Genomic DNA, 25095 nt, shown 5'->3' with positions numbered 1-25095 from the left:
AATCGTGTCTGATGTATTGTTTCCTGAATTGCCAGGACTGGAATGGGATCTCAGCAAGAAACCCATTTTCAATACAAAGATCATGGAGTCGGTGAACGGTCGGGAACTTCGAGCAAGTTACCAGGCCGTGCCCAAGTATGAAATATCTTTGTCATTTGGCTTTCTACGTGAATCAAAAGGACGCAATGAACTACAACAGCTGGAAAGTTTCTTTATCGAGCGCCGTGGTGCATTCGATTCCTTTTTATTCAAAATGCCTGAGGATTGCGAGTACACGTGTTCTTACAGTGGTGATGGAAATACGACAAGTTTCCAACTGTATAAGCAGATGCATACATCTGTGATTCCATTAGCTCATACACAAGAATTTGAGTCAGAAGATCCACTGATGTGGGCAGATGATTTAGATCAACCTATGTGGACTGATTTGGATGAGCGAATGTGGGAAACCCAATACAGCATCAGTAAAAATGGATTTATAAGCTTGCCAGTGCCACTGGCAGAAGGCGATACACTGACGGTATCAGGCACGTATTACTATCGTTGTCGTTTCGCTGACGATGAACAGCAATACACCAACTTTATGAGCAAGTTATGGAAAGCCAATAAAGTTGAAATGATCGGTTCATTAGGAAATAAAGTATGAGATCAGCTTCTCCACAATTAATTGCATTGCTTGATGCTGATCAGTTTGTGATGGCAGATCTCTACACCATTACAACAGTGCAGGGCGATGTTTTTCGATATACGAATTATGATTTTGACCTGGTGGTTGCGGGTCAGGTTTATAACTCAGATGGCCCAATTATCAGCCGTGATGGAATTAGCCTCTCACTCGGTATTGAAGTCGATAATTTATCGATCAATATTGATTGTATTGACGATAACAAATGGAACGGCATCAACGTTGTTCAAGCATTTCATAATGGCCAGTTAGATGGTGCTCGATTTAAGCTGGAACGTATTTTTATGGACATGAATACACCAACGGACACCAGTGCCGGTGCTATCAAGCTTTTTGAAGGTCGAATCATTGAGCCTGACTTAGATCGAAATTCAATTCAAGCCAGTGTTGCATCAGATCTGGATGAACTGAACGTACAAATGCCACGAAACCTGTATCAGCCAAGTTGCACGAATACACTGTTTGACAGTGCATGCGGTCTATTGCGTCAAAACTTTATGGTGCAAACGACGATTGAAGCAGGCAGTACTGCAGCACGAATTTTATGCCAGGTGAATCAGCCGTAAGGTTGGTTCACGCAAGGCGTAATCGAGTTCTTGGACGGTGGCAATGCTGGTCTAAAACGGACGATTCGCATGCATGAATCAGGTGCTTTGTTGCTGACTTTGCCATTGCTGGAAGCACCGCAGGCAGGGCAACGAATTAAGGTTTATCCAGGATGTGATAAACGTTTAGAAACTTGCCAAAATCGTTTTAATAATTTCGCTCGTTTCCGTGGTGCGCCATTTATTCCGGTACCAGAAACTGCAGTTTAATCAATTTTAATCTTCAATCCATACCCGCCAAGTGCGGGTTTTTTTTATGGGGTAGAAAAATGCCTTTACCAAATATTCTTGAATTCATTGGTACTAATATTACTCAGCGTAAGTTTCAGGAAGCGCAAGAAAAATTATTAAATTATTTGGGTATTGAAGTTCCAACAAAGACAGAGCTTAACTCAGAGATTTCAAAATTAAATAATGCTATTACCCCAAAAGCCGACAAGATATATGTAGATGCTAATTTAACTGCAATCTCTGGCGGCCATAAAGCCTATCAAACCCTTTCTGCTGCTCAAGCTGCTCAAGCATCCCTTCCAGCAAACACAGTTGTTGAAGTCACCAACGATCCTACTGCATCAAACAACGGCACATACCAATGGAACGGCTCAACCCTAACAAAGAGTGCTTATGATCCTATTAATTTAGCTAAATCCCACACCGACAGCTATTTATCTACTGTTTTGAATAAAACATCGAGCACTGTTGTTAATATAGACGACCCCAGTTTAACTGTGGTTAATAAAGCTGCCTTAGTTTCTGGTAGTGGTTATATTTGGCGGGGTGCAGCAAACCATGAATCAATTATAGTACCTATCACCCCTAAAAGCTCTTTTGTGGTTACGCCAAGACGGTTTGATACCTATGTTGTTTTTTATAACTCGCAGGAAACACTATTAACAAATGGTGCAACTTTAACCGATAGAGAGGTAGTGTATATTATTCCAGCTAATACCAAGAAATTAGTATCAGCCCCATCTTTTGCAGACACTATGTTAGTAGGGAAAATACTATATGGTCTATTAGTAAAGCCAGATACTGTTTCAGAGGTTAGCGATGTATTGCTATCAACAGGTAATGTGGTTGATGATTATAGTGTCAACTCTCCTAGTCTACCTTTATCTTCAAGCAGGGGTAGCGATTTAGATAACAGATTAAAAACACTATCTGATAGCGTCACCTTAACGCAGTCAAGTGTAATTTCTATTGATGAAACATTAAGTTATATAAACGACTTATATGTAGCAAACTCAGCTAACTCCCCGAGTTTATACGCTTGGGCTACTAAGGCTGGGGATAGAATCGCTGTCATACCTTTAAACAATGCTATTAGCGTTAAAATTAAAGCGAGAACCGCACTTCAGGTGGTGATAACTTTTAAAGAGGACACTGTAACTCCTATTTCTGGTACTGCACTAAGTAAAGATAGCGGGACGGTTGTAGTGCCAAAGGGTACTGAAATGGAAATTGCTGTACCAACAAGTAGTTTTTACCTGTTGGTATCTACAATAGCAGTTGGATATTTAACTCAACCTGATAGGGTTGAGTTAATTTACAAAAAAGCATTAACGTCAGATGACGTACTAAACACTTTACCTGCAATCGGCTCAAGGCTACCTGTATCAGCCGATGTTGCCTTAGATTTGCAGCGTCAAATCAACGCTGTCAGCTCTAAGGACGTACCAAAAGTAATCCCTATTGGCGAGAAAACCTCTGTATTCGCCACACACAAGAATTTTATTCTAAAAGATGAGTTAGTTGATGGTGTTAGTCATATCCTAATATCTACCGATTTGGGTAAAACATGGATTAGTAATCCAAACACAATAGGCAAGATAACAAACTTCCATATCTTTGTTGACGGCACAATCATGCTGTGTGGCACTAACAAAATATATTGGCTAAATGGTGATTACAAGACTTTTAATGAAGCTATTATTTTAGACCATGACGGTAGTGTTTTTAGTGGTGCTGCGTCAACACACCATTTTTTCTCACTTATCGTTGGAAACCAGACGCAGTACGTTGGTAGCACTGAAATCTTTATGTGGGGTCAGTACAACTTTGGTGGTACTAGTCGCGTATGGTACACAGCGGATAGAGGCAGAACTATTAAATGTGCGATTAAGTTTGGCACAACATCTATTGATGGGGTAGTGCGTCAAGCAAGACATGCTCACATGATTACTCAGCGCAAGCAAGATGAAAAGTTTTACATAACGACTGGTGATGCAGGCACTAAAAACATGGTGTTCACAGGCTCTTATGATGTAGCTACGGACACATGGACTTGGGACTTTATTGCAGCAGGTGATTTGTATAAATTTGGTGATATATTTTTTGACGAGCATTACGCTTACTTAGTGACAGATTATACAACAGCAGAGACAAGACCGTTATCGGGCTTATATAGAGTGGCTGTAGAAAACTTGGGAGATTTTAGTAAGTACCACGCTATTTTTAAACCTAAATTCAGTGACTTAGGCAATGGAACATTATCTCGATATGTTGAAGATAACAATGGTATTAAGATAGTAATGCCTGATAATGCTGGGATTGGCAGACTATGGATAGCAAATGGTGACATGGAGTTTAAATTCCATACCACCGACCCGTTCGTGCATTTTTATATACGCTTAGGTATTAACGACAATGGAGACATGTACTGCAATGATGTTTTTAATAACCCAGACTTGACTGGTACTATTTCAGAAAAACTCTACATCAATCACGGCTCTTATAATCTAACTAAGATATTAAGAGATGCGGGGTATTCTAATTTTATGAAAGGGCGCACGTTGATTAGCGACACTTGGATTAAGTAGCTGCTAGAAATTCTTTGAGCTTTATGAAGATGCGCAAGTGTTTAATAGAGTTCAAGGTTAAGATTGAATAATAACCCAACAAACTACCACCAACCCTGATCTTTAATGAGATCGGGGTTTTTTATTGGACTAAATATGAAAAATCATGAAGCAGTAAAAGAGGCCATGACTTTGCTCGGCACACCATATCATCACCAGGGGCGTGTCAAAGGGGTTGGTGTGGATTGTGCAACACTGCTTTGTGAGGTTTATGAAGCAGTAGGGCTAATTGAGCATTACGATCCAGGTCCATACCCACCTGACTGGCATATGCATCAGATGGGTCAGCGTTATCTTGAGCACATCAAGAAATTTTGTGATCAGGTCGATGATCCGCAGCCTGGTGACATTGTTCTCTATCATTTTGGCAAGTGCATCAGTCATGCTGCAATTGTCGTCGAGTGGCCAACGATCATCCACTCATATATCCATCAGGGGGTCATCCTCCAGGATGGAACCAAAGGAAGTTTAGCCCGGCGAATTGCCGGGTTTTATCGTTTAAGAGGGCTATAAAATGGGTGGTGTTTTTGGGGGTGGTACAGTCAGCACATCTGACAAGCGGATCAATTCAATGCGGATTCAACAGTCCGCTTATGGTCTTTGTCAGCCTCTTGTTTACGGTAAAAACCGTGTTGCTGCCAATATGTTTTGGTATGGCGATTTTACGGCCACAGCCCATACAACAACGAAAAAGCAAGGTGGTAAGGGTGGTGGTGTAAAAACCAAGAACACAACTTATACCTATAGCGCGTCCTTCATGCTTGGTCTCTGTGAAAATAAGATTAAGGACATTGGTATTATCTGGCGTGATAAAGAACAGATTGTTCCTAAAACGGAAGGCGGTATTCAGCTTAAACCCATTGATCAGCTAGGGTTTGAATTATTTGATGGTGATCATAATCCTGTTTGGGGCTATCTCCCATCAAAGCATCCTGACCAGGCATTGCACTATCCATTTCTCGGTTATGTCGCATGTGCCAACTACGATCTGGGGGGGAGTGCCAGCTTATCGAATCACAATTTTGAAGTGATTAGCGATATTACATTCTCAGAAACGATTCATGATGCGAATCCCGCTGACGTGATTGAAGACTTCATCACAAATCCACGGTACGGTGCAGCACCTAGTTTGAATATGGCAGATTTATCTGAATTTCGGACCTACTGTACAGCAACCAATTTGTTGATCAGTCCTGCTTTGACAGAACAGCGTGAAGCATTCGAAATCATCAATGAAATTGTTGAAGCGGTGAATTGTGCCGTGGTACCTAGTCCAGACGGTTTGAAGATCCGATCTTATGGTGACAGTGTCGTCAGTGGAAATGGGGTAACGTTCGTACCTGATCTGGAGCCGGTTTATCACCTTACTGATGACGATTTTCTAGGTGAAGATCAGCCAGTTCGGGTACGTCGAAGTCGTGATACTGATGCCTATAATCATTGCCAGATTGAATATGTAAACCGCTTCAATCAGTACAATACTGAAACCGTTGAAGCTAAAGACCAGGCAAATATTGAAATGTTTGGTTTGCGTACGCAAGATCCAGTCAAGCATGATTTCTTCTGTGAACCTAAAATTGCCCGTCATGCAGTGCAGTTGCTATTGCAGCGCAAACTGTATGTCCGTAATGAATACGATTTTGAATTAGGCTGGAAGCACTGCCGGTTAGAACCGATGGATATTGTGACAATCACGGATAAGTCACTAGGTTTAAATCGCTTTCCTGTACGACTCAAACGGGTAGAAGAAGATGAAGACGGAATGTTGTCTATCACGGCCGAAGAGCTGGCTGTTGGATCTCGTTCTGCAGTTGAATATGATCTTCAATCATCTAATGGGTACCAAGGTGGAAATGAAGAACCAGGAAACGTGAATGCACCGAATATTTTTGAGCCACCATTAGATTTGACAGGGGGTAAGAATCAGATTTGGGTAGCTGTATCAGGTGGAATTAATTGGGGCGGCTGTAATGTCTGGGTCAGCCTGGATAATACAACTTATGAAATGGTTGGTACGATCTATGGGTCTGCTCGATATGGGGCCCTGGTTTCAGCGATTGATGCAGATGATACCGAGATGCAGATTCAGTTGAATACATCCAGCCAGATGTTCAGTGGTACGGTTGAAGATGCTGAAGTTGATGCAACTCTATGTAGAGTCGGTGACGAATATATTAACTATATTGAGGCCACATTGAATGGATCGGGGCTGTATACATTGAGCGATGTGATCCGTGGACGTTTCGATGATGCAGGGCCACATAATGCAGGCGAATCATTTGTTCGTATTGATCGTGCCATTTTTAGCCATGATTACAATGAAAATATGGTTGGAAAACAGATTTATCTGAAGTTCACCAGCTTCAATGGATTGCAGCAAAAAGAACAGACTCTGGATGAGGTGGCGGCTTATAGTCACACCATTACTGGCAGCCGTCCATCTGGCGTAAAAGGTCTATCCCTTCAGTCAGCCTTTGAAGGTACAAGCTTTAAGGTCCAATGGCAAAGTGCAGCTGGTGCCACAGGGTATATCGTTCAAATCATGTCAGGTGGTGTATTGCTACGTGAAGTTGAAACGACAAATACTGATTATAGTTACAGTATGGATGAAGCCAAGATTGACGGTGTTCAGCGTGCTTATACAGTTCGGGTCGCAAGTACAAATGGCTCGATTGTCAGTACCTTTGCGGAGCTGAATATCAGTAATCCAGTGCCACCACAATTGTTGAACGTGTACACCTCTGCCACTGCAGATTCGGTCACAGTGACTTGGATTCCAAGTGAAGTACCGGATCTGAAAGATTACCAGGTGTGGATCAGTACCAGTGCGAATTTTGATCCTGATTCAACAGAAGCACGTTGGGCCGGTACCGAAAATGCTTGCACGATTACTGGCTTGCAATCGACGACCACATATTATGTGCGTGTTGCTGCACGAGATGTTTGGAAACCGACATCATGGAATTACTCAGCACGGATCACACAAGCAACAGCTGAAGCATAATCTATAGACCACTAACAGCACCTTCGGGTGCTTTTTTAATGTCAAAAAATAGGGGGGATCATGCAAGAGCATGAAAAAACATTTTGGATGCTTGTCGTGATCGGGGCTGTCATCGGCCTGTCTAAACTTCTTGTATCTGAGGAAAGACTAACTGTTCGACTTGTTTTGGGTCGGACTATTTTGGGATCAGCTTCATCCGTTTTGGCTGGTGGGGTCTTATTACAAATTCCAGATATTCACCCCCTGGCTTTGATTGCAATTGCATCAGCTCTGGGAATTCTTGGAAGTACATTTATTGAAAACTGGCTTAAAAATAAAGCCGCAACTTGGAGCGCCAAATGAAATTAATTGAGCAAAGTGCCTGGAAGTATCTTTCTGTAAAGCTCCCAATTTTGGGGGCTTTTTTATTGCTTGTCGTTATTCCGGCATTGCAATGGGCGATGGACTTTAAGCTAATTCCGGTTGAATATCATGCAGTCATCACGGGTGTAGTCATGGTTGGCTTATCGTGGATTGGTAAAAAGATCTATCAACCAAGCCTGCATCAACCACAGCTCATGGGGATTAATAGCCTTTTATCCAGCCCTCAAAAAACCAATGATTTAGCGTGGATGGTTGAGGCTAAAAAGCATATCGGGTTGCGTGAGAACACAAGTAAGACCAAACACAATCCAACTATTTTAAAGTGGCTGAAATCACTTGGAGCTTGGTGGTCTGAAGATGAGACTGCATGGTGTGGAACTTTTATTGCCCACTGTTTAAAAACGGCAGGTGTGAAATATCCAAAACATTGGTATCGGGCGCTGGATTATGTGAATTACGGATCAAAATTGTTTAGGCCCGCTTATGGCTGTGTGGCGATCAAGTCACGTAAAGGTGGTGGCCATGTCTGCTTTGTTGTGGGGCGTGACAGTAAAACTGGCAAGTTGGTCTGCCTGGGTGGCAATCAGTCCAATATGGTTTCTTATGCCCTATACGCTGAATCGGAGTTTCAGGAATTCCGTTGGTATGGCATGACTAATCGCCCAGCAGATCACCGCTACAACCTTCCGATTATGTCTGGTGTAACCGCAACAGGAGTATCCGAATCATGACTTCACTAACAATTGAACAGGTATCCAAATCCACACTGGAGGTTGCTGAATCTGGCGGCCCAATCTTAAGCCAGATTGCAAGGTATATGGATGCAGCCGAAAAGCTAAAAAATAGTACTTTGTCTGGTGAGGAAAAACACGACTGGGTCATTGAGTATGCCAAGAAGGAAATCAGGGATGTGTTTAATAATCTTAATTACTGGCTGCCTTTAATTATCCGCTTTATCAATGCGGTTAAGACAGCATTTAATTTGCTCAAGAAAGCTATTTTTTAATTAAAAGGCCCTCTAAGAGAGGGCTTTTTCTTCACTCATTCTCAAACTATTTAGCGATGATAATTAAACTTAGAACAACAATAATAACAATAAGCATATTATTAATGTTAGTTGATTTAGTTGGTGTTTTTGGGGTGATAATCCTATTTTGTAGTTCACTATTTTGATTCTGGAGATTTAATGTCTGCTCCTCCAAGCTTTTAAAGTTCTGCTTTAAGTTTGAAATTTCCCACATATCACGTTTATTTTGTGTCAATTGATCTTTAAGATGATTTCCCGCGTCAGTAGGGGTTGTTGCGGAATAATCGACCACAGCATTGACTAAATTATTATCCGCACTGTGTCCAATACCTGCAATTCGATAAGATTTAAGATTAGCAATTTTTTGCAATATTTTATTATCATCAAAAATCATTAAATCATTGCTGTCACCACCACCACGTATAATGGCTATTACATTTCCTTTTGCCATATCAATGGTCGTCAATAATTCACTAATATTATTAAACCGTGTCTTAAGTTCTTCAATTTGGATTTCGTGCTTAAGATCGCCCAATGCTCCCAGAAAATCCCGATGCACTTGAGCTGAACTAGAAGATGAATAAATTAAACTTAAAGTTATTTTATTATTATCTCTAGGAAAGCGATTAGGCTTTAAATTAAGACTTTTTAATATAGTGGTGTCATGGTTAATATCAGAGGGTATTTCTTCTGTGCTCAGTGTGCGGACTGAAATAATATTGGCAGACATTTCTAATGATTCGTTTTTATAGTCTTTTGTGGGCTGGCAGAAGCAGATTACCTCAACAAAATCATCATCTTTTATGTTTTCAATAATATGAAAGTCAGATTGAGCACGAATTTCAATCTTCCCATCCGTTAAAATGATATTGTAGACCTTGTTTTTATAGTTTTTTCTTTTGGCGTATTCTAAGTTTTTTATCTGAGTTTTAATTTTAACCATCTGAAATGACTGCAAGTTACTAATAGCATCCAAATATTCAATTTGCTGTCTACAAAGGTGCTGAAATTCTGCTAACGATAAATCTACATCAGTTGTCATTACTAAGCCTTGTTACGAAAGTATCTATATTTGATTAAAAAGTTTTTGTGAGCATTTTGACTCACTATATTTTCTGCTTGGACATTTTTCACCATTTCTATCTATCTACAATATCAACCCAGTCCTGCAGCATCTTTATCTCCCGATATGCTTATCATCAATCAAATACTGTCCAAAACTATCTATCCAACCTTGAATAGATACCTCCCAAACATAAGTACGGGTTTTAAGTTTCTTTACTATAGTAAGATCCCTAATTCCAAAATGCGTACCTCCTTCCGGTAATTCATCCCAGTCTACCTTTCCATTCTCAGTAAACCAGTCTTCCCAAGCTAATTGGATATCATGAGCTACAAATCGATTATTGGAATTATCCCAGGCGAATGGATTATTACTATTCAACTTATTCACATGCAGACGTTTAAAATATTTATTGTTCTGGTGAATCTCAATAAATACATCCAAATGCTTTTTAATGAAATCAAAATTAACATTAATTACGCCGTCATCTTCAAAAGCATCATTCTTATCAACCAATGCCATGTAGCGTTGTTTCTTGCTCCATTCCTTGTAATAGCTATTATAGTTTTCCTCAGCAACACGGATTGCTTCCTCAAACTCCAATCGGACACCACGTTTTTTTAAGTTCACGTACCGTTTTAGGGTATTCCATGATTCATGCAGGGTAATGGTCTGCAATTGAGGAATGGTAAATCCATCCTCAGCGTATCGTGTGGCAGCTTCATGGCGTAGATCATGGAATCTTAAGTCAGTGATACCACATGCATTACATGCCCGGGTAAAGTATGTAGACACGGTACGGGTATTCACTGGAATTAAAATATTCTTATCATATCCGAGGGCAAGCATTCGATCTCGGACTTCTGGCTTCATAAACTCATCAATCATATTGATGGCCCTTGGTTCCATGTGAGCATACTTATGATTACCCAAGGAACCATTCGGATTTTTAGCATCTCTGACTAACCACTGACTATTTAAATCATCGTAATCATCCAGGCGCAATGAACACAGCTCATCTTCACGGCGGGCAGTGTAGAGTGCAAACCACATAATCAGATGCATCGGTGTTGAATTCTTGACCCGTTTCCAGCTTTTATAGAAATAGTTGGTCAGCATTTGAAGTTCTTCGGCTGTTGGTAAGCGATCACGCTGCTTGGATCTGGTCACGATGCGAGACTTCTGTAAACCAATCATGGCTTTTTCAAATTCGATTAGCACGGTCTCTAAGGGTTCGCCCCATACAAACTCTGCATGAACGATGACAGCCTTGATATGGCTTAAGTCCTTTAAGATGGTGGCAGGTGCAACACCATCAGTTCCTTTAACTGGATCGCCTTTTCTTCGCATAATTGCATAATCAGAAAAGTCTTGTCGTGTTAAAGAATAGATATTCTTCTCAGAAATATCTAAACTAGCGATGTGCTGTAGTGCTCCTGTTTTTGTCCTGGCAAAGCTGTCTGCTTCTTCCAAATACTGAAAAATGAACTCCCTGAGCGTTTTGTGCTTTATTTGCACCGCCGGATTCAACATTTTTTCAGGGTGCAATTCGATTTCTGCTTCCGTGCGTTTGATCCAGTCCTCAGCTAATGACTTTTTGCTGAAGGTCTTGGATTGTTTGAATTCAGGGTAGCCTTGACGTTGTACACGGACTTGAGCTCTATACCGGGTTGTGCCGTCTTTTGTTTGTCGCTTAGTGACTGTTCCCATGAATTTGCACCATTAAAATATTGGGGTGCAAGTAGGGTGCAATCAAAGGACACTAAAAGTCAATACGAAGCGACTAAACGAAGTTAAACGAGGTTAAAGATTTTGAGCAAAAACAATGTAATTGAAGAATTGTTTGGAAGATCAATAGATAGGAAGCTTTGGGTGGCCCCCATGGCAGGTGTGACTGACCGTCCGTTTAGAACCTTGTGCAAGTATTTTGGTGCAGGTCATGCGGTCAGTGAAATGATGACCTCAGACAAAACTTTGCGTATGAGCAAAAAAAGTCTTTACCGTGCCAATTTTGATGGGGAGCTGGCACCAATCTCAGCCCAGATTGCCGGTTCAGATCCACAAGATCTGGCTGAGGCTGCGCGTTATCAGGTGGCCAATGGTGCACAAATTGTTGATATTAATATGGGCTGTCCAGCCAAAAAGGTCTGCAATCGATTAGCCGGTTCAGCCTTGCTACAGGATGAAGATTTAGTTGCCCGTATCTTGGATACTGTCGTGGCTGCAGTCGATGTGCCGGTAACTTTAAAAACCCGTCTGGGGTATTTAAATGGTCATGAAAATATCATGCGGGTGGCAAAACGTGCGGAAGATGCCGGAATTGCGGCGCTGGCTTTACATGGCCGTACCCGTGAAGATATGTATTTAAATACCGCACGCTATTCCCTCATTAAAGATGTAAAAGATATGTTGAATATTCCCGTGATTGCTAACGGAGATATCGACAGTCCTGAAAAAGCCAAATATGTGCTGGATTATACCGGTGCAGATGCCATCATGATCGGACGTGCAGCACAAGGTCGTCCCTGGATTTTTCGTGAAATTGCCCATTATTTAAAAACTGGCCAATATCTGGATGCGCCGAGTATTACAGAAGTTAAGGATGTTCTATTGGGACATTTGGCTGAGCTATATGAGTTTTATGGCGAGTATTCCGGTTGCCGAATTTCCCGGAAACATATTGCCTGGTATACCAAAGGTCTGCGTTCAAGCAACGAGTTTCGTCAGGGCATGTATCAGGTAGAAAATACAGCTGATCAATATCGTGTAGTAGAAGATTATTTTAATACTTTACTTGAACATGGCTCAACCATGAGTGATGTTCAGGTCGAACAGGTCAATTTATTAGAGACCAAATGATGGCAGGCTAGTAGGAGGTAATCAAGAAATATGTTTTGTGTAGAAATACTACCTTTTTTATCTTGAGCGCGTCGATTTTAGCACGCTGTTTACACTTAAGCCGGTCAAATACATAGCACAACATTTTGTTGACTTAAACCGGACAGGACTTGGACATTGCTTACTTAAACTTGTTCTATGATGGATTCATCTAATATGAACAGGAGGTGATCCTTCTTGTTTGTAGTCATCACCAAGGGAGATCTGTAATGACAAATACCAATCGTCCAGTCACAGAATTTAGCCATAAAACGTCAACGGAATTGCCACAAGAACGCAGCGAAGGCTTAAATATAGATCCTACTGATGCCAATGCACGTCCGGATTTAAATACTCCTGAAAAAGATAATCCGAATGTGCCAGATATGAATGAAGGCAAAGATAATCTGGCCGCGACCGGTGCGGGTACAGTAGGTGGTGCTGCTGTAGGGGCCGTTGCAGGTCTGGTCGGTGGTCCTCCAGGTGCAGTGGTAGGCGGCATTATCGGTGGTGTGGTTGGTGGCATTGCCGGTAATGATATTGCAACATCAGATCGCCAAAAACAGGCAGATAACTACCAGCATCCAGAAATTCGAAGTGAGGCAGATAATTATCAGCATCCCGACCATTTGATTGCCGAAGATAATTACTGGCGCGATGAGTATCATAATCGCCCGTATTTTAATGAAACGCGGAATACCTACAGCGATCTAGACTATGATCGTGACTATCGCGGCGCTTATCGCGTAGGTTATGAAAACCGTGCCATGTATGATCGTGATACAGATTTTGATCATGCGGAACCTGAACTACGGACCAAGTGGGAACAGGTGAAAGGTGAATCCCGCTTAAATTGGGAAGAAGCCAAGTTTGCAGTCAAAGATGCCTGGCATCGACTTACCCGCTAAGTCCGACTGAATAAAAAACCTCTCTAATTAGAGAGGTTTTTAATGTTGATAAATTTTAGAGATGTTTCATTTCCAGCACCAGCTGATTGATCAGATCGGATGCTTCCATTTCACGAATTTGTGCCACATTTGAGCCTGCCCAGAACGCGCCATAACCCTGATCACCATGCTCGGCTGCAGCAGCATGTAATTGCTTGGCCAGATCATAGGTATAAGGATAAGCCGGCACATCCAGACGATCGGGTGTGTCGACGTCCATATGCCAGTGGTTGATGATTCCACGAGCAGGGCGACCGGAAATACTGGCACTGACTTGAGTGAGTGGCTTGGAAAGCAGGGCTTTACGATAAGCCTCATTGGCATTGGACGATTTGCACTGTACAAATGCAGTGCCAAGTTGCACGGCATCGGCACCGAAATCCAGCATTTGTCTTGCCTGTTGGCCGTCCATAATCCCGCCTGCTGCCACAATCGGCAGGGAACAATGCTGTTTGATTAGCTTGACCAGATTGGAGGTTTTAACTGAGGCATCAAATTTGGTACTAAAAATCCCGCGATGACCACCGGCCTCAATACCTTGTGCAATAATAATATCGATTCCGGCAGCTTCAATGGCTTTGGCTTCGGCAAAATTGGTCGCAGAAACCATGGTTAAAATTCTCGCCTGTTTTAAGGCTTGAATCTGATGTGGATGCGGAATGCCAAAATGAAAACTGACCGCCCGTGGTTTGGTTTCCAGCACCAGATTCAGGAAGTCATCATTGTCTTTAAAGCTCGGGTAAATACAGTTTAAATGCTCGGGTGGCTGCGCCCCATATTCAATAAATTTATTTTTAAACTGTGCGATCCATGCCTGCGCGACAGCTTCATCTAGGGGCACACTGTCATGACAGAAAAAATTCACCTGAAAAGGGCAGTCTGTCAATTCCTGAGTTTTTAAAATCTGTTGTCGTGCTGCCTCGATACTGCTGGCTCCCAAACCGAGTGAACCCAAGCCGCCTTGATTGGACACTTCAGCTGCAAGTTCAGCTGTAGAGACACCTGCCATCGGCGCCAAGAAAATAGGATGTTTAATTCCGAGATTTTCTAATAAAGACATAGATTTGCTCCTTGTTATGTTTTTACTTTGCCCTTGAGTTCAAAATTAAGCAAATCATATTGGTTATTTTATTTTGAAATACTTAAACTTTGCTTAGCTGTCATTTACATTTCTCACGACACGCTATGTCGCTAGCCAGACAGATCAACTATAGCGCTGCAATTGAAGACTTTATAATAGCATTTTGGTCAAATCTTTCTGAGCTCATGTCTGATCGTATCCGTGAAAAACTGCAAATTTTAGCCGATGCTGCCAAGTATGATGTGTCCTGTTCATCCAGTGGAAGCAATCGTAAAAATAAAGACAAAGGGGTAGGAAATACCGGCAATGGTATTTGTCATAGCTATACCGAAGATGGCCGCTGCGTTTCCTTGCTGAAAATTCTATTTTCCAATGTCTGTATTTTTGATTGCTCTTATTGTGTTTCGCGCCGTTCCAATGACGTCAAGCGAGCAGCATTTACCGTGCAGGAAGTGGTGGATTTGACCATGAACTTTTACCGCCGTAATTATATTGAAGGTCTGTTTTTAAGCTCGGGTATTTTCAAATCGGCGGATCACACCATGGAGCGGATGCTACAGGTGGTGAAAAAACTTAGACTCGAAGAAAACTTTAATGGCTATATTCATTTGAAAACCATTCCGGGTGCATCTCAGGAAATCATTACCGAAGCCGGACTATACGTAGACCGGATGAGTATTAATCTGGAAATGCCGACTGAAGCCGGATTACAGAAGTTTGCTCCTGAAAAAAACTATGCCGAAGTACAAAAAGATTTGGGGATTGTGCGGGATCGACTGATCCAGCTCAAAGATGAACGCAAATTGATTAAATCGGTGCCAAAATTTGTACCTGCCGGACAAACCACACAGATGGTGGTGGGCGCACACAGTGAAACTGACCAAGACATTATTTTAATGGCCGATCGGCATTACAAGGAATTTAAGCTGAAACGGGTGTATTTTTCCGGCTATATTCCGATTAATCCTGAAGAAAAAGCCTTACCGGTTGTCGGTTCAGCGCCGCCATTATTAAGAGAAAACCGTCTATATCAATCCGACTGGTTAATGCGTTTTTATGAATTTTCTGCCGATGAAATTGTCGATGACCAGCATCCGAATCTGGATCTGGATATTGATCCCAAACTCAGCTGGGCCTTGCGACATCCTGAAGCTTTTCCAGTTGATATTAACCATGCCGACTATAAAATAATTTTGCGTGTACCGGGTATTGGGGTACGTTCGGCCAAAAAAATTGTACAGGCACGCCGTTTTGGTCAGATTCATATCGATCAGCTAAAACGCATGGGTGTGGCATATAACCGCGCACAGCATTTTATCCGCTGTGCTGATACGCCAAAATTTAAGAAAGATCAGCAATCGCATCAGATCCGTCAGCAAATTTTACAGTCTGGCCAATCTAAATATCAGCAGCAGCTTTCACCACAGCTTGGACTGGCATTCTGATGGCCTGTTACTGTTTTGATGGCAGCATGACCGGCTTGCTCAGTTGTGTATTTCGGGCTTTTGAGTTTAAGGAACTGAATGCCCGCATCACTGCCAATCCACAAGCACAAAATGGCCTGTTTGATGAATTTATTTATGTTAGCTCTAATGATGAGCATGGACAGCGGGTCTGGCAGGGGCTCAAGCAAAAAGTCTCCTCCAGCAGCTTGCGTACTTTTTACTATACTTTTCTGTCGGAACAAGAAGCAGCGTTTCAGATTCTATTTGATTTCGCGGTTTATGTATTTAAAAACCAGCGACCTGTCGATAAAGATTATGGTCATCATGCAGTTATCGGTATGTCGCAATGGGCCAAGCAAGTCGGACGGGAAAAGCACCGTATGGAGGCTTTTGTACGCTTTAAAAAGGCCAAGGATGGACTATTCCTGAGTCTGGTTAAGCCGGACTTTAATGTTCTACCGATTATTTCCCGACATTTTCAGGAGCGCTATCAGGATCAATCCTGGCTGATTTATGATGAGCTGCGCAATTACGGGATTTATTATGATTTAGAGCAGGTACATCAGGTCGAGATGAATGCTGAAGCAATCGATCCGCAAATCCAGATTGGGCACAGTCAGTCATTCAGTATCGAACTGGATGATGATGAATGGTTGTATGATCAGCTCTGGAAAGATTATTTTAATAGTGTGAATATTCAGACACGTAACAATATGAAACTGCATATTCAATATGTACCGAAACGCTACTGGCGTTATATGAATGAGAAAACACTTTAAACAGTACATCTGGCATCTTTCAGGCATAATAAGCGTTTATATTTAGATTGAGTGCATAGATATGAAGGTATGGCTAACGTCATTGGCGCTGCTCATTGGATTAACCGCATGCTCGAAAGAGCCACAAAAACCGGTCGTCGATCCAGTCAAATATCAGGTTCAGACAGCGCAGGAATTGCAGCAACGTTTTGATGCACTCAATAGCCAATTGGCTCAGGATTTTCAGAAATTTAAAAAACTAGAAAGTATTGCTTTCTCACACCAGTTTCCTTTAGATGTGAACAATCTGCAAACTTTAAACCGTCATTTGGTCAGCAGTACGGCATTAAAACCAAGTAAAATTGCCTATTGCGATATGATGAATGCTTATTTTGCCGATATGTATCGTTTGGGGCATTATAATCTGGAACTGGTCGATGACATCCAATTGCCGAATGCTGCCAATGAAAATCTAAAAGACAATTTTTCGAATGCCGATCACTTCTATACTTTTATTCTGGATCGCTATACCACTTATCGTCAGGTTCAGCAGACCATGGGTTATGGTTGTAATTTAAAAGCCGCGCTTTAAATCTTAAAGATAAAAAAGCCCATCATTAAGATGGGCTTTTTAGTTTAAATAATTAACAACCTGTAATTTTTTCAGCTTGTGGTTTTTCTTCCGGGAAGAAAATTGGACGAAGTTTGACCCCAATACCATTACCGATAAAGGCAAACACCAGCCATAACCAGCCATGTAAACTGCCTGAGGCGATGCCACTGAAATACGCACCAATATTACAGCCATAAGCCAGGCGTGCACCATAGCCGAGCATGATGCCACCGACAACAGCAGCAATGAGCGAGCGTTTCGGAATGTTGAAATTCGGGGCAAACTTACCTGCCAGACTGGCTGCCAGCAAAGCACCGAGCATGATGCCAAAGTTCATCATCGAGGTAATATCAAACCACAACGACTCTGCAAGTGCTTTGGCATTGCCAGCTTTCTGCCAATAATCCCATGCAGTTACATCAACACCCACTAAAGTGGCGCCTTTTGCACCCCAAACTGCCAGGGCAGAAGTCACGCCCCAAGGACGACCTGCAAGTGCCAACGTCGCAAAGTTGAGCAGGGTCAGAATAATCCCGCCCCAAATCAGAGGCCATGGACCACGAATAAAGCGTTTCCAGCCTTGATGCTCACTGCTTGGTTCTACTTCCAGACGACCATGACGTTTCTTTTCGAAATAAACAGTCGCCGCAGCAATCAGTGCAAAAATAACAAAGCTCAGCAGCAATCCAGGCATCACGCCTAAACTCTGTACCAGAGAAATGGGTTCCAGATGAGGCAGGGCAAACCACCAGTCTAAGTGTGAGGTTGCAATCACAGAGCCGATACAGAAGAACAAGAGTGTTACCAGCATACGTGCACTACCACCACCAACGGTATACAGCGTACCCGATGCACAACCGCCACCGAGCTGCATGCCGATGCCGAAAATAAAGGCACCAATCATGACTGACATGGAAACAGGATTGACGTTACCTGTGACCGGGTTGCCAAACAATTCACCCGCACCTAAAGCCGGGAAGAATAACAATACTGCTAGAGCGAGCATAATCATTTGTGCACGCAGACCACGACCGCGACGTTCCTTGATAAAGACGCGCCAACTCGAGGTAAAACCAAATGAGGCATGGTACAGGGTCATGCCTAGCGCACCACCGATTAAAAATAACAAGGCCTGATTTAAGCCAACGATCTGATAGGCACCGATTGTACCGATCACAAGTAAAATAAAAGCCACCCAGACCGAAATATTCGACCGTTGGGAAGCAGCAGCAATGACTGACATGGGAGATTAAATTTTAAAAATAAAGGCTGGTATTCTACTGAATTTCAGCTTAAATGCAGCCCATTTTGGCCAATGAGTGATTATTAAGTCATTCTTATAGTTGATAAGTTTTATCACTTTATCTGATTTGTGGGAGTGAATTATAAAAATAAATCTAATGGAACATCTCATTATTCTGTAATTATCTACACTTAAGCAGCTTAAATAAATTGCAGATTTAATCGTATGGTTTTATGCTGATAGATCAGTATCGAGCATTTTTGAGTTTCTGGGCTTTCAAATGAAGTACATAAAAAAGCCTGCAAATTGAATCGCAGGCTTTTTAAGCATTAAACTGAGAGCTAAAATCAGTTTTCAGCTTTTTCTCGAACATTGCCAGCACCTTCTTCAACCGCAGCTGCAGTGGCCGCAGTGGCTTTTCGTGCTGCTTCAGCAGTAGCATCTGCTGCTCGAGACGTTGCAGCAGCAGCTTCGTCAGCTGCCTGAGCTGTATTTTCCGCTGCATTATCCAAGGCTCTTTCAGTGTCTACTGCAGCTTCACGGCTGGCATCCTGCATATCATGACCGGCTTGATCTGCTGCATTTTCTAAATGCTCACCTGTCGTTGCCCCGGTTTCAGGTGCTTTATCTTTGTTACAGCCGACCAAGGCAACAGTTGCCGCTAAACCTAAAGCAATCATTAATTTATTCATCGAGTAATATCCCTTGTTGTTGTATAGCTGCCAACTAATTTAACAGTCATTTCTTAAAGTTTATGCTAGAAAATAGATCAAAATTTGTTGATTAACTGTAATTTTTTTCAATACTTATGCTGCTTTAACTCGCTCATAACTTATTTAATAAGTTGTTTTAAGTGTATTAGATGAGTCAGATCCAGAAACTAAGAAATTTCTAATTTAATAAGCATTCAAGGATGATGGAGGTGAACAGGGTATATTATTAATCTTGCGATTTAAGTTGTCAGTCGTATAAAAAAGATGATTTTAAGCAATAAAATCCCAGTCATAAAAAAAGCCCGCAGGGTGCGGGCTTTTTAAAGAGAAAATTAGAGACCAGCAGAGGCTTTAAGCGCTTCCACTTTGTCGGTTTTTTCCCAAGTAAAGGCCGTATCAGAGCCTTCACGGCCAAAATGACCATAAGCCGCAGTCTGCTTATACATTGGCTGAATCAGATCCAGCATGCGGGTAATGCCATATGGGCGTAGGTCAAAGTGCTCACGAACCAAGGCAATAATCAATTCTTCAGATACTTTTGCAGTATTAAAAGTGTTGATTGAAATTGAAGTGGGTTCAGCAACACCAATTGCATAAGACACCTGGATTTCACACTTGTCTGCAAGACCAGCCGCAACGATATTTTTTGCTACATAACGCCCTGCATAGGCAGCAGAACGGTCAACCTTAGATGGATCTTTGCCAGAGAAAGCACCACCGCCATGACGCGCCATACCACCGTAGGTATCTACGATAATTTTACGACCTGTCAAACCACAGTCACCGACAGGGCCGCCAATCACGAACATACCCGTTGGGTTGATGTGGAATTTGGTCTCTGCATGGAACATATCGGCAGGAATGATTTTCTTCACGATTTCTTCAATCACAGCTTCTTTAAGATTGGCTTGTGAAATTTCAGGATCGTGTTGAGTCGACAAAACCACAGCATCTAAACGAACAGGTTTGCCATTTTCATAAGCAAAGGTCACTTGGCTTTTCGCATCTGGGCGTAACCAAGGCAAAGTTCCATTACGACGAAGCTCTGCTTGTTTTTCCATTAAGCGATGTGCATAGGTAATTGGCGCAGGCATTAAAACGTCAGTTTCACGGCTGGCATAACCAAACATCAAACCTTGGTCGCCGGCACCTTGATCTTCAGGTTTCTGACGGTCTACACCCTGAGCAATTTCAGGTGACTGTTTGCCAATCATGTTGATTACGGCACAGGTCGAACCATCAAAACCCAGATCAGAATGGTGATAACCAATACCGTTCACGGTATGGCGTACTACCGCTTCAAAATCGATATTGGCCGTCGTTGTGATTTCACCGGCAAGTACAACCGCACCTGTTTTTACAAGCGTTTCACAAGCAACCCGTGCATAAGGGTCTTCTTTTAAGATTGCATCCAAAATAGCGTCACTGATTTGGTCAGCCATTTTATCTGGATGGCCTTCGCTTACAGATTCCGAAGTAAATACAGCGTACTCGCGCATAGTCCTATCACAGTTAATTTTAAAGACCCGATATGTTACATCGAGTTGCGCTCTAGGACTAGCTTAACACGACAAAATTGGTCGAAATTGTTTCAAATTATTGTGTTTTTAATTGATTAATAGAATTAAAAAAATTGATATGTCGATTTAACCGTCATTGCTGATTTGGCAAGGAGCGACAAATTAATCCGGATTTTCCCAGATGTAGCAAAATTAAACAGTTATATTCTCGAATAAATTTTAAAAGATCGCTGATTGGAAAAATATAAAGCTAAAATCTGAGCAATTTTCAGGAAAATGATTATTACATTAATACGCTCGCATGTGATTCAACATGATTCGACTAGCTGTATTGTTGTTGCATCGGCTTCTCTGCATATTAGGCCTAAGGTTTCACTACTGGCCGGTTAAGCATGGCCAAGATTCTTTTTGTATGGGCTTCTTGAAGTAAGACTGTACGGAGATAAGTCATGATGTATCAAAAGGCATTTACCTTAATTGAGGTGATGATTGTACTGACGATGATGGCGATTTTAGCCACCATGGCGTTTATGAGCTATCAGGGCTATGTGGTACGCGCTCAACTGGCTGAAGTGTTTGAGCAGGCTGGCACATATCGAACTCAGTTCATTGCCTCAGGTCAGCATTGTGATGCTGGACGCGAGATTGGAGGGAATACACGATATATCGAAAAAGTGGTGATTAATGCAACATGCCGAATTGAGTTTAAGCTGCGACAGCAAGGCCTAGATGCAGCGATTCGGGGTAAATCAATTGCATTTGATGTCTATACGGGAAAATGCTTCTCGACTGATATTTATCAGCGCTATTTACCTAAAAGCTGCCAGGGGCGCTAAGCACGCTTGCTGCTTATGATTGAGCCTAAATAGATGTAAGCTTTTCATCTAAAAAATAAATACGTTGATCCATCTATTGATAAGAATGAATCATCAATGCTTTCCATCATCAACGAGAAAATTATATGACACATCTCGCTTTGAACGGATGGAGCCGACTTTAGATTAAAAACGAATTAACAGCCAATTCTAAAAAATCCAGAGTTGAAAAGCTCAATCAGACAACAATATGCTAACTATCATGTCTAATAAATCCATCGCAAAAGTGACCAGAGAAAACAGAACTAGAGAGAAAAATGTGGAATAATTACCCGATAAGGAAATACAAGACTAATAAACTGATAAATGTTGTTGCTTAGTCTTTACCCCTCGCTGTTTTTTTAAGACAATAGACCATAGTTTTGAAAGTCTTTTCATCATTTCCTATTTCTGAATATTTTGGACTCTGATTTATGACAACCCCGCTTAATGAACGTCGTATTGCAAACGCAATTCGTGTATTGGCAATGGATGCTGTGCAAAAAGCAAACTCAGGGCATCCAGGTGCTCCAATGGGGATGGCAGATATCGCTGATGTGGTTTGGCGTGAATTCCTGAACCACAACCCGACCAACCCGAATTGGGCTAACCGTGACCGTTTTGTATTGTCAAATGGCCATGGCTCTATGCTTCAATATGCACTGCTTCATTTAACGGGCTACGATCTTTCGATTGAAGATCTAAAAGCATTCCGTCAACTTCATTCTAAAACACCTGGTCACCCGGAATTGGGTTATGCACCCGGGATTGAAACGACGACTGGTCCTCTAGGTCAAGGGATCGCCAATGCTGTTGGTTTTGCGCTGGCTGAAAAAACCTTAGCCGCACAATTTAATAAAGATGACCTTCAGGTTGTGGATCACTTTACTTACTGCTTCCTGGGCGATGGCTGCCTGATGGAAGGTATTTCACATGAAGTGTGTTCATTGGCAGGTACCTTAGGTCTTGGTAAGTTAATTGCCTATTATGACGACAATGGCATCTCGATTGATGGTGAAGTAGAAGGCTGGTTCTCTGACGATACCGAACAACGCTTCTTGGCTTACGGCTGGCAAGTACTTAAAGTAGATGGTCATGATAGCGAAGCGCTTCGTGCTGCAACTTTAGCAGCTAAAGCTGAAACTGCTAAGCCAACCATCATTATCTGTAAAACAGTGATTGGTTTGGGTTCACCAAACAAGCAAGGTAAAGAAGACAGCCATGGTGCGCCACTCGGGCATGATGAAATTGTCTTGACGCGTGCAGCATTAGGCTGGACTGACGAAGCATTTGTTATTCCTGAAGATGTGTATGCAGCTTGGGATGCCAAAGACAAGGGCGCTAAAACTGAAGCAGCGTGGAATGAAACATTTGCTGCCTATGCTGCAAAATATCCGACTGAAGCGGCAGAGCTAAAACGCCGTATGTCAGGTGATTTGCCAGCGGACTTCGTTGCAAAAGCAGATGCTTATATCGCTGAAGTGAATGCTAAAGCTGAAACCATCGCGACACGTAAAGCAAGCCAAAATGCATTGCAAGCACTGGTTCCATTATTGCCAGAAGTTCTAGGCGGTTCTGCTGACTTGGCTGGTTCTAACCTGACGCTGTGGAAAGGTGCGCAAGGTGTACAAGACAATGCAGCGGGTAACTACGTACATTATGGCGTGCGTGAATTCGGTATGACTGCAATCGCCAATGGTGTTGCGCTGCATGGCGGTTTCATTCCTTATGTGGCTACATTCCTGATGTTTATGGAATATGCACGTAATGCGGTACGTATGTCTGCCTTGATGAAGCAACGTGTGATTCATGTGTACACACATGACTCTATTGGTCTCGGTGAAGATGGTCCTACGCATCAGCCAATCGAGCAAATTGCATCTTTACGTGGTACACCAAACCTGAATACCTGGCGTCCATGTGATACCGTTGAAGCCGCAATTTCTTGGAAGTCTGCATTGACTCGTTCTGAGGGTCCGACAGCGTTAATCTTCTCTCGTCAAAACTTAGCTTTCCAAACCCGTACTCAAACACAAATTGAGAACGCTGCGAAAGGTGGTTATGTATTGGCTGAAGAAAAAGGCGAATTAAAAGCGATTATTATTGCAACAGGTTCAGAGGTTGCTTTGGCAATGGAAGCTTATGCACAGCTTGAGGGCGTGCGTGTCGTGTCTATGCCATGTGCTGAAGAATTCATGAAGCAAGATGCAGCGTACCGTGAAGCGGTTCTTCCATCCAATATTCGTGCGCGTGTTGCGGTTGAAGCAGCACATGTAGATTACTGGTGGAAATTCGTTGGTCTAGATGGTCGCGTAATTGGTATGAGTACTTATGGTGAATCTGCACCTGCAAAAGACTTGTTCCAGCACTTTGGTATTACCACTGAAGCCGTTGTTGCAGCAGTAAAAGAAATTACTGCTTAATCAGCCCCTTAAAAGTTTAAAATGGCGTCCCAGTTTTGGGGCGTCTTTTTGTTTTTTGGTCTTTTTAGCTCTGTTTTCATGTGACAAGAGTTGAAGAGTTCTCTTGATAATTGAATGCAAAAAAGTGAGATGAACATGAGCTTGTACGAGCAAATTAGCGAAGAAATTACTCTGATGGATGCAGGCGAACAGAAATGGATCGGACAGGATCTACCTCTTGAGGCCATGATGGCGGTTGAGTTAATGCTGCAAGAACTCGCGGAAGAAAAAGTCATCAAAGTCCGTCGTAAAAACCATGAAAAGACGACTGGCCTAAAACAGGTTGATCGTATTCTGGTTGAAAAACTGTAAAGCTAAAATACTAAAAAGTCCCTGATTGGGGCTTTTTTTATGCCAGATGATTTTTGTCTGGAAGTTGCTTATCAAAACCAGATGAGATAAAGATAAGTTTATAACCCGCTATAGAACTCAGCACCCTATCGAAACGGTTTATTTTGATGAAATAGGCAAAAGAAGTTGGTAAACATGAAAATAAATTCCCAGATTCAGATCAAATCTTTAGAGCAAATATCACAGTACCAATGGCTGCCTTTATGGCAAGAATATCAGGCTTTTTATCATGCGAAGATCTGTGACGAGGTCAGTGAAAATACCTGGGCGAAATTACACAGTACTGAGCTAGATTCGATGTATGGATTTGCTGCATTGCTTGATGAAAAAGTGGTGGGCATTGTACATGTGGTCGAGCATGACAGCAGTTGGACGCTACGACCTTATGCTTATTTGCAGGATTTATTTGTGCCTTCGCAGTATCGAGGTCAAGGTATCGCTTGCAAGTTGATTGAACAGGTTTATCAGGTGGCAGAACAGCGTAATTGTGACCGCGTTTACTGGCTCACGCATGAATCAAATCGTCAGGCACAAATGCTCTATGATAAAGTGGCCAAAAAGACCGGATTTATCCAGTACCGTATGGATTAATAATAGAAATTTAAAAAATAACTTACAAATTTATC

General features: G+C 42.1%; 22 protein-coding genes and 1 pseudogene. 17 read left to right on the top strand and 6 right to left on the bottom strand.

All coding sequences use genetic code 11. The features are described 5' to 3' along the window. Positions 1 to 4: 4 nt before the first annotated feature. From FTU82_RS00805 to FTU82_RS00770, 8 genes and pseudogenes are all read left to right on the top strand, one after another. The gene (locus FTU82_RS00805; protein ID WP_180100906.1) at positions 5 to 646 is read left to right on the top strand and encodes a DUF2460 domain-containing protein; all 642 of its coding nucleotides are present in this window, start codon (positions 5 to 7) and stop codon (positions 644 to 646) included. After that, positions 643 to 1500: pseudogene (locus FTU82_RS00800) on the top strand (DUF2163 domain-containing protein). The gene FTU82_RS00805 and the pseudogene FTU82_RS00800 overlap by 4 nt, the downstream one beginning before the upstream one ends. 59 nt (positions 1501 to 1559) lie before the next feature. Continuing rightward, entirely contained in the window at positions 1560 to 4109 is a 2550-nt protein-coding gene (locus tag FTU82_RS00795; protein WP_180100905.1) for a hypothetical protein, read from the top strand. Positions 4110 to 4244: 135 nt separating this feature from the next. After that, positions 4245 to 4661 carry an NlpC/P60 family protein gene (locus FTU82_RS00790; RefSeq protein WP_180100904.1) on the top strand — a complete coding sequence of 139 codons (417 nt, stop codon included), beginning with the start codon at positions 4245 to 4247 and terminating at the stop codon, positions 4659 to 4661. 1 nt (position 4662) lies between these two features. Beyond that, positions 4663 to 7152, top strand: coding sequence for a phage tail protein (locus tag FTU82_RS00785; protein WP_180100903.1), 2490 nt, complete (start codon positions 4663 to 4665; stop codon positions 7150 to 7152). 60 nt (positions 7153 to 7212) lie between these two features. Next, on the top strand, positions 7213 to 7494 hold the full coding sequence (locus FTU82_RS00780; RefSeq protein WP_180100902.1) for a phage holin family protein: 282 nt from the start codon (positions 7213 to 7215) through the stop codon (positions 7492 to 7494). Next, positions 7491 to 8246, top strand: a complete 756-nt coding sequence (locus FTU82_RS00775) for a TIGR02594 family protein (RefSeq protein WP_180100901.1) — start codon at positions 7491 to 7493, stop codon at positions 8244 to 8246. The genes FTU82_RS00780 and FTU82_RS00775 overlap by 4 nt, the downstream gene beginning before the upstream one ends. Next, a complete protein-coding gene (locus tag FTU82_RS00770) occupies positions 8243 to 8521 on the top strand; it encodes a hypothetical protein (RefSeq protein WP_180100900.1) in 279 nt (92 codons plus the stop codon). Before FTU82_RS00775 ends, FTU82_RS00770 begins: the two co-directional genes overlap by 4 nt. A gap of 46 nt (positions 8522 to 8567) precedes the next feature. Here the strand turns inward: FTU82_RS00770 and FTU82_RS00765 are convergent, their stop codons facing one another. Next, on the bottom strand, positions 8568 to 9584 hold the full coding sequence (locus FTU82_RS00765; RefSeq protein WP_180100899.1) for an exodeoxyribonuclease VII large subunit: 1017 nt from the start codon (positions 9582 to 9584) through the stop codon (positions 8568 to 8570). 135 nt (positions 9585 to 9719) lie between these two features. Next, positions 9720 to 11315 (bottom strand): tyrosine-type recombinase/integrase, encoded by a 1596-nt coding sequence (locus tag FTU82_RS00760; protein WP_180100898.1) that lies wholly within the window; start codon positions 11313 to 11315, stop codon positions 9720 to 9722. Between the two features lie 129 nt (positions 11316 to 11444). Between FTU82_RS00760 and dusB the strand changes: the two genes are divergently transcribed. Together dusB and FTU82_RS00750 are read left to right on the top strand one after the other, a co-directional pair. Next, positions 11445 to 12464, top strand: coding sequence for a tRNA dihydrouridine synthase DusB (gene dusB / locus FTU82_RS00755; protein WP_034609040.1), 1020 nt, complete (start codon positions 11445 to 11447; stop codon positions 12462 to 12464). Between the two features lie 248 nt (positions 12465 to 12712). After that, complete coding sequence (locus FTU82_RS00750; RefSeq protein ID WP_180000873.1) at positions 12713 to 13390, top strand: hypothetical protein; 678 nt, start codon at positions 12713 to 12715, stop codon at positions 13388 to 13390. 55 nt (positions 13391 to 13445) lie between these two features. Here the strand turns inward: FTU82_RS00750 and FTU82_RS00745 are convergent, their stop codons facing one another. Next, positions 13446 to 14489: a nitronate monooxygenase family protein gene (locus FTU82_RS00745; protein WP_159515886.1), complete on the bottom strand. Its 1044-nt coding sequence runs from the start codon at positions 14487 to 14489 to the stop codon at positions 13446 to 13448. A 206-nt stretch (positions 14490 to 14695) separates the two neighbouring features. On the opposite strand from FTU82_RS00745, the gene FTU82_RS00740 reads away from it, so the two are divergent. The 3 genes from FTU82_RS00740 to FTU82_RS00730 all read left to right on the top strand — a co-directional run bounded on the left by FTU82_RS00740 (position 14696) and on the right by FTU82_RS00730 (position 17305). After that, on the top strand, positions 14696 to 15955 hold the full coding sequence (locus FTU82_RS00740; protein ID WP_180100897.1) for a putative DNA modification/repair radical SAM protein: 1260 nt from the start codon (positions 14696 to 14698) through the stop codon (positions 15953 to 15955). After that, positions 15955 to 16734 (top strand): TIGR03915 family putative DNA repair protein, encoded by a 780-nt coding sequence (locus FTU82_RS00735; RefSeq protein ID WP_005096637.1) that lies wholly within the window; start codon positions 15955 to 15957, stop codon positions 16732 to 16734. The genes FTU82_RS00740 and FTU82_RS00735 overlap by 1 nt, the downstream gene beginning before the upstream one ends. 61 nt (positions 16735 to 16795) lie before the next feature. Continuing rightward, positions 16796 to 17305 carry a hypothetical protein gene (locus FTU82_RS00730; protein ID WP_005096639.1) on the top strand — a complete coding sequence of 170 codons (510 nt, stop codon included), beginning with the start codon at positions 16796 to 16798 and terminating at the stop codon, positions 17303 to 17305. Positions 17306 to 17357: 52 nt separating this feature from the next. Here the strand turns inward: FTU82_RS00730 and FTU82_RS00725 are convergent, their stop codons facing one another. The 3 genes from FTU82_RS00725 to metK all read right to left on the bottom strand — a co-directional run bounded on the left by FTU82_RS00725 (position 17358) and on the right by metK (position 20781). Continuing rightward, positions 17358 to 18569, bottom strand: a complete 1212-nt coding sequence (locus FTU82_RS00725; RefSeq protein WP_005171315.1) for a YeeE/YedE family protein — start codon at positions 18567 to 18569, stop codon at positions 17358 to 17360. A 347-nt stretch (positions 18570 to 18916) separates the two neighbouring features. After that, the gene (locus FTU82_RS00720; RefSeq protein ID WP_159515885.1) at positions 18917 to 19261 is read right to left on the bottom strand and encodes a hypothetical protein; all 345 of its coding nucleotides are present in this window, start codon (positions 19259 to 19261) and stop codon (positions 18917 to 18919) included. Positions 19262 to 19614: 353 nt separating this feature from the next. After that, positions 19615 to 20781, bottom strand: coding sequence for a methionine adenosyltransferase (gene metK / locus FTU82_RS00715; RefSeq protein WP_005096646.1), 1167 nt, complete (start codon positions 20779 to 20781; stop codon positions 19615 to 19617). A gap of 473 nt (positions 20782 to 21254) precedes the next feature. Here metK and FTU82_RS00710 point away from each other — a divergent pair, with 473 nt between their 5' ends. The 4 genes from FTU82_RS00710 to FTU82_RS00695 all read left to right on the top strand — a co-directional run bounded on the left by FTU82_RS00710 (position 21255) and on the right by FTU82_RS00695 (position 25060). Beyond that, complete coding sequence (locus tag FTU82_RS00710) at positions 21255 to 21638, top strand: prepilin-type N-terminal cleavage/methylation domain-containing protein (RefSeq protein ID WP_074382886.1); 384 nt, start codon at positions 21255 to 21257, stop codon at positions 21636 to 21638. Between the two features lie 452 nt (positions 21639 to 22090). Continuing rightward, positions 22091 to 24079, top strand: a complete 1989-nt coding sequence (gene tkt, locus FTU82_RS00705) for a transketolase (RefSeq protein WP_074382885.1) — start codon at positions 22091 to 22093, stop codon at positions 24077 to 24079. A 135-nt stretch (positions 24080 to 24214) separates the two neighbouring features. Next, positions 24215 to 24430 (top strand): hypothetical protein, encoded by a 216-nt coding sequence (locus FTU82_RS00700; protein WP_005096650.1) that lies wholly within the window; start codon positions 24215 to 24217, stop codon positions 24428 to 24430. Between the two features lie 174 nt (positions 24431 to 24604). Next, complete coding sequence (locus FTU82_RS00695) at positions 24605 to 25060, top strand: GNAT family N-acetyltransferase (protein WP_005171309.1); 456 nt, start codon at positions 24605 to 24607, stop codon at positions 25058 to 25060. The last annotated feature ends 35 nt before the right edge of the window (positions 25061 to 25095 follow it).

Origin of the sequence: Acinetobacter sp. YH12151 (assembly GCF_013418355.1) — a bacterium.
In the GTDB taxonomy this organism is placed as follows: Bacteria; Pseudomonadota; Gammaproteobacteria; order Pseudomonadales; family Moraxellaceae; genus Acinetobacter; species Acinetobacter pseudolwoffii.
Note: the sequence above shows the minus strand (reverse complement) of the source record. Positions and strands in the feature narration are given on the sequence as shown.

Excerpts from the sequence above, each read along its gene's own strand:
- FTU82_RS00795 (WP_180100905.1), top strand. The coding sequence starts at position 1,560 with ATGCCTTTACCAAATATTCTTGAATTCATTGGTACTAATATTACTCAG.
- FTU82_RS00790 (WP_180100904.1), top strand. The coding sequence starts at position 4,245 with ATGAAAAATCATGAAGCAGTAAAAGAGGCCATGACTTTGCTCGGCACA.
- FTU82_RS00785 (WP_180100903.1), top strand. The coding sequence starts at position 4,663 with ATGGGTGGTGTTTTTGGGGGTGGTACAGTCAGCACATCTGACAAGCGG.
- FTU82_RS00780 (WP_180100902.1), top strand. The coding sequence starts at position 7,213 with ATGCAAGAGCATGAAAAAACATTTTGGATGCTTGTCGTGATCGGGGCT.
- FTU82_RS00775 (WP_180100901.1), top strand. The coding sequence starts at position 7,491 with ATGAAATTAATTGAGCAAAGTGCCTGGAAGTATCTTTCTGTAAAGCTC.
- FTU82_RS00770 (WP_180100900.1), top strand. The coding sequence starts at position 8,243 with ATGACTTCACTAACAATTGAACAGGTATCCAAATCCACACTGGAGGTT.
- FTU82_RS00765 (WP_180100899.1), bottom strand. The coding sequence starts at position 9,584 with ATGACAACTGATGTAGATTTATCGTTAGCAGAATTTCAGCACCTTTGT.
- FTU82_RS00760 (WP_180100898.1), bottom strand. The coding sequence starts at position 11,315 with ATGGGAACAGTCACTAAGCGACAAACAAAAGACGGCACAACCCGGTAT.
- FTU82_RS00750 (WP_180000873.1), top strand. The coding sequence starts at position 12,713 with ATGACAAATACCAATCGTCCAGTCACAGAATTTAGCCATAAAACGTCA.
- FTU82_RS00745 (WP_159515886.1), bottom strand. The coding sequence starts at position 14,489 with ATGTCTTTATTAGAAAATCTCGGAATTAAACATCCTATTTTCTTGGCG.
- FTU82_RS00740 (WP_180100897.1), top strand. The coding sequence starts at position 14,696 with ATGTCTGATCGTATCCGTGAAAAACTGCAAATTTTAGCCGATGCTGCC.
- FTU82_RS00735 (WP_005096637.1), top strand. The coding sequence starts at position 15,955 with ATGGCCTGTTACTGTTTTGATGGCAGCATGACCGGCTTGCTCAGTTGT.
- FTU82_RS00730 (WP_005096639.1), top strand. The coding sequence starts at position 16,796 with ATGAAGGTATGGCTAACGTCATTGGCGCTGCTCATTGGATTAACCGCA.
- FTU82_RS00725 (WP_005171315.1), bottom strand. The coding sequence starts at position 18,569 with ATGTCAGTCATTGCTGCTGCTTCCCAACGGTCGAATATTTCGGTCTGG.
- FTU82_RS00720 (WP_159515885.1), bottom strand. The coding sequence starts at position 19,261 with ATGAATAAATTAATGATTGCTTTAGGTTTAGCGGCAACTGTTGCCTTG.
- metK (WP_005096646.1), bottom strand. The coding sequence starts at position 20,781 with ATGCGCGAGTACGCTGTATTTACTTCGGAATCTGTAAGCGAAGGCCAT.
- FTU82_RS00710 (WP_074382886.1), top strand. The coding sequence starts at position 21,255 with ATGTATCAAAAGGCATTTACCTTAATTGAGGTGATGATTGTACTGACG.
- tkt (WP_074382885.1), top strand. The coding sequence starts at position 22,091 with ATGACAACCCCGCTTAATGAACGTCGTATTGCAAACGCAATTCGTGTA.
- FTU82_RS00700 (WP_005096650.1), top strand. The coding sequence starts at position 24,215 with ATGAGCTTGTACGAGCAAATTAGCGAAGAAATTACTCTGATGGATGCA.
- FTU82_RS00695 (WP_005171309.1), top strand. The coding sequence starts at position 24,605 with ATGAAAATAAATTCCCAGATTCAGATCAAATCTTTAGAGCAAATATCA.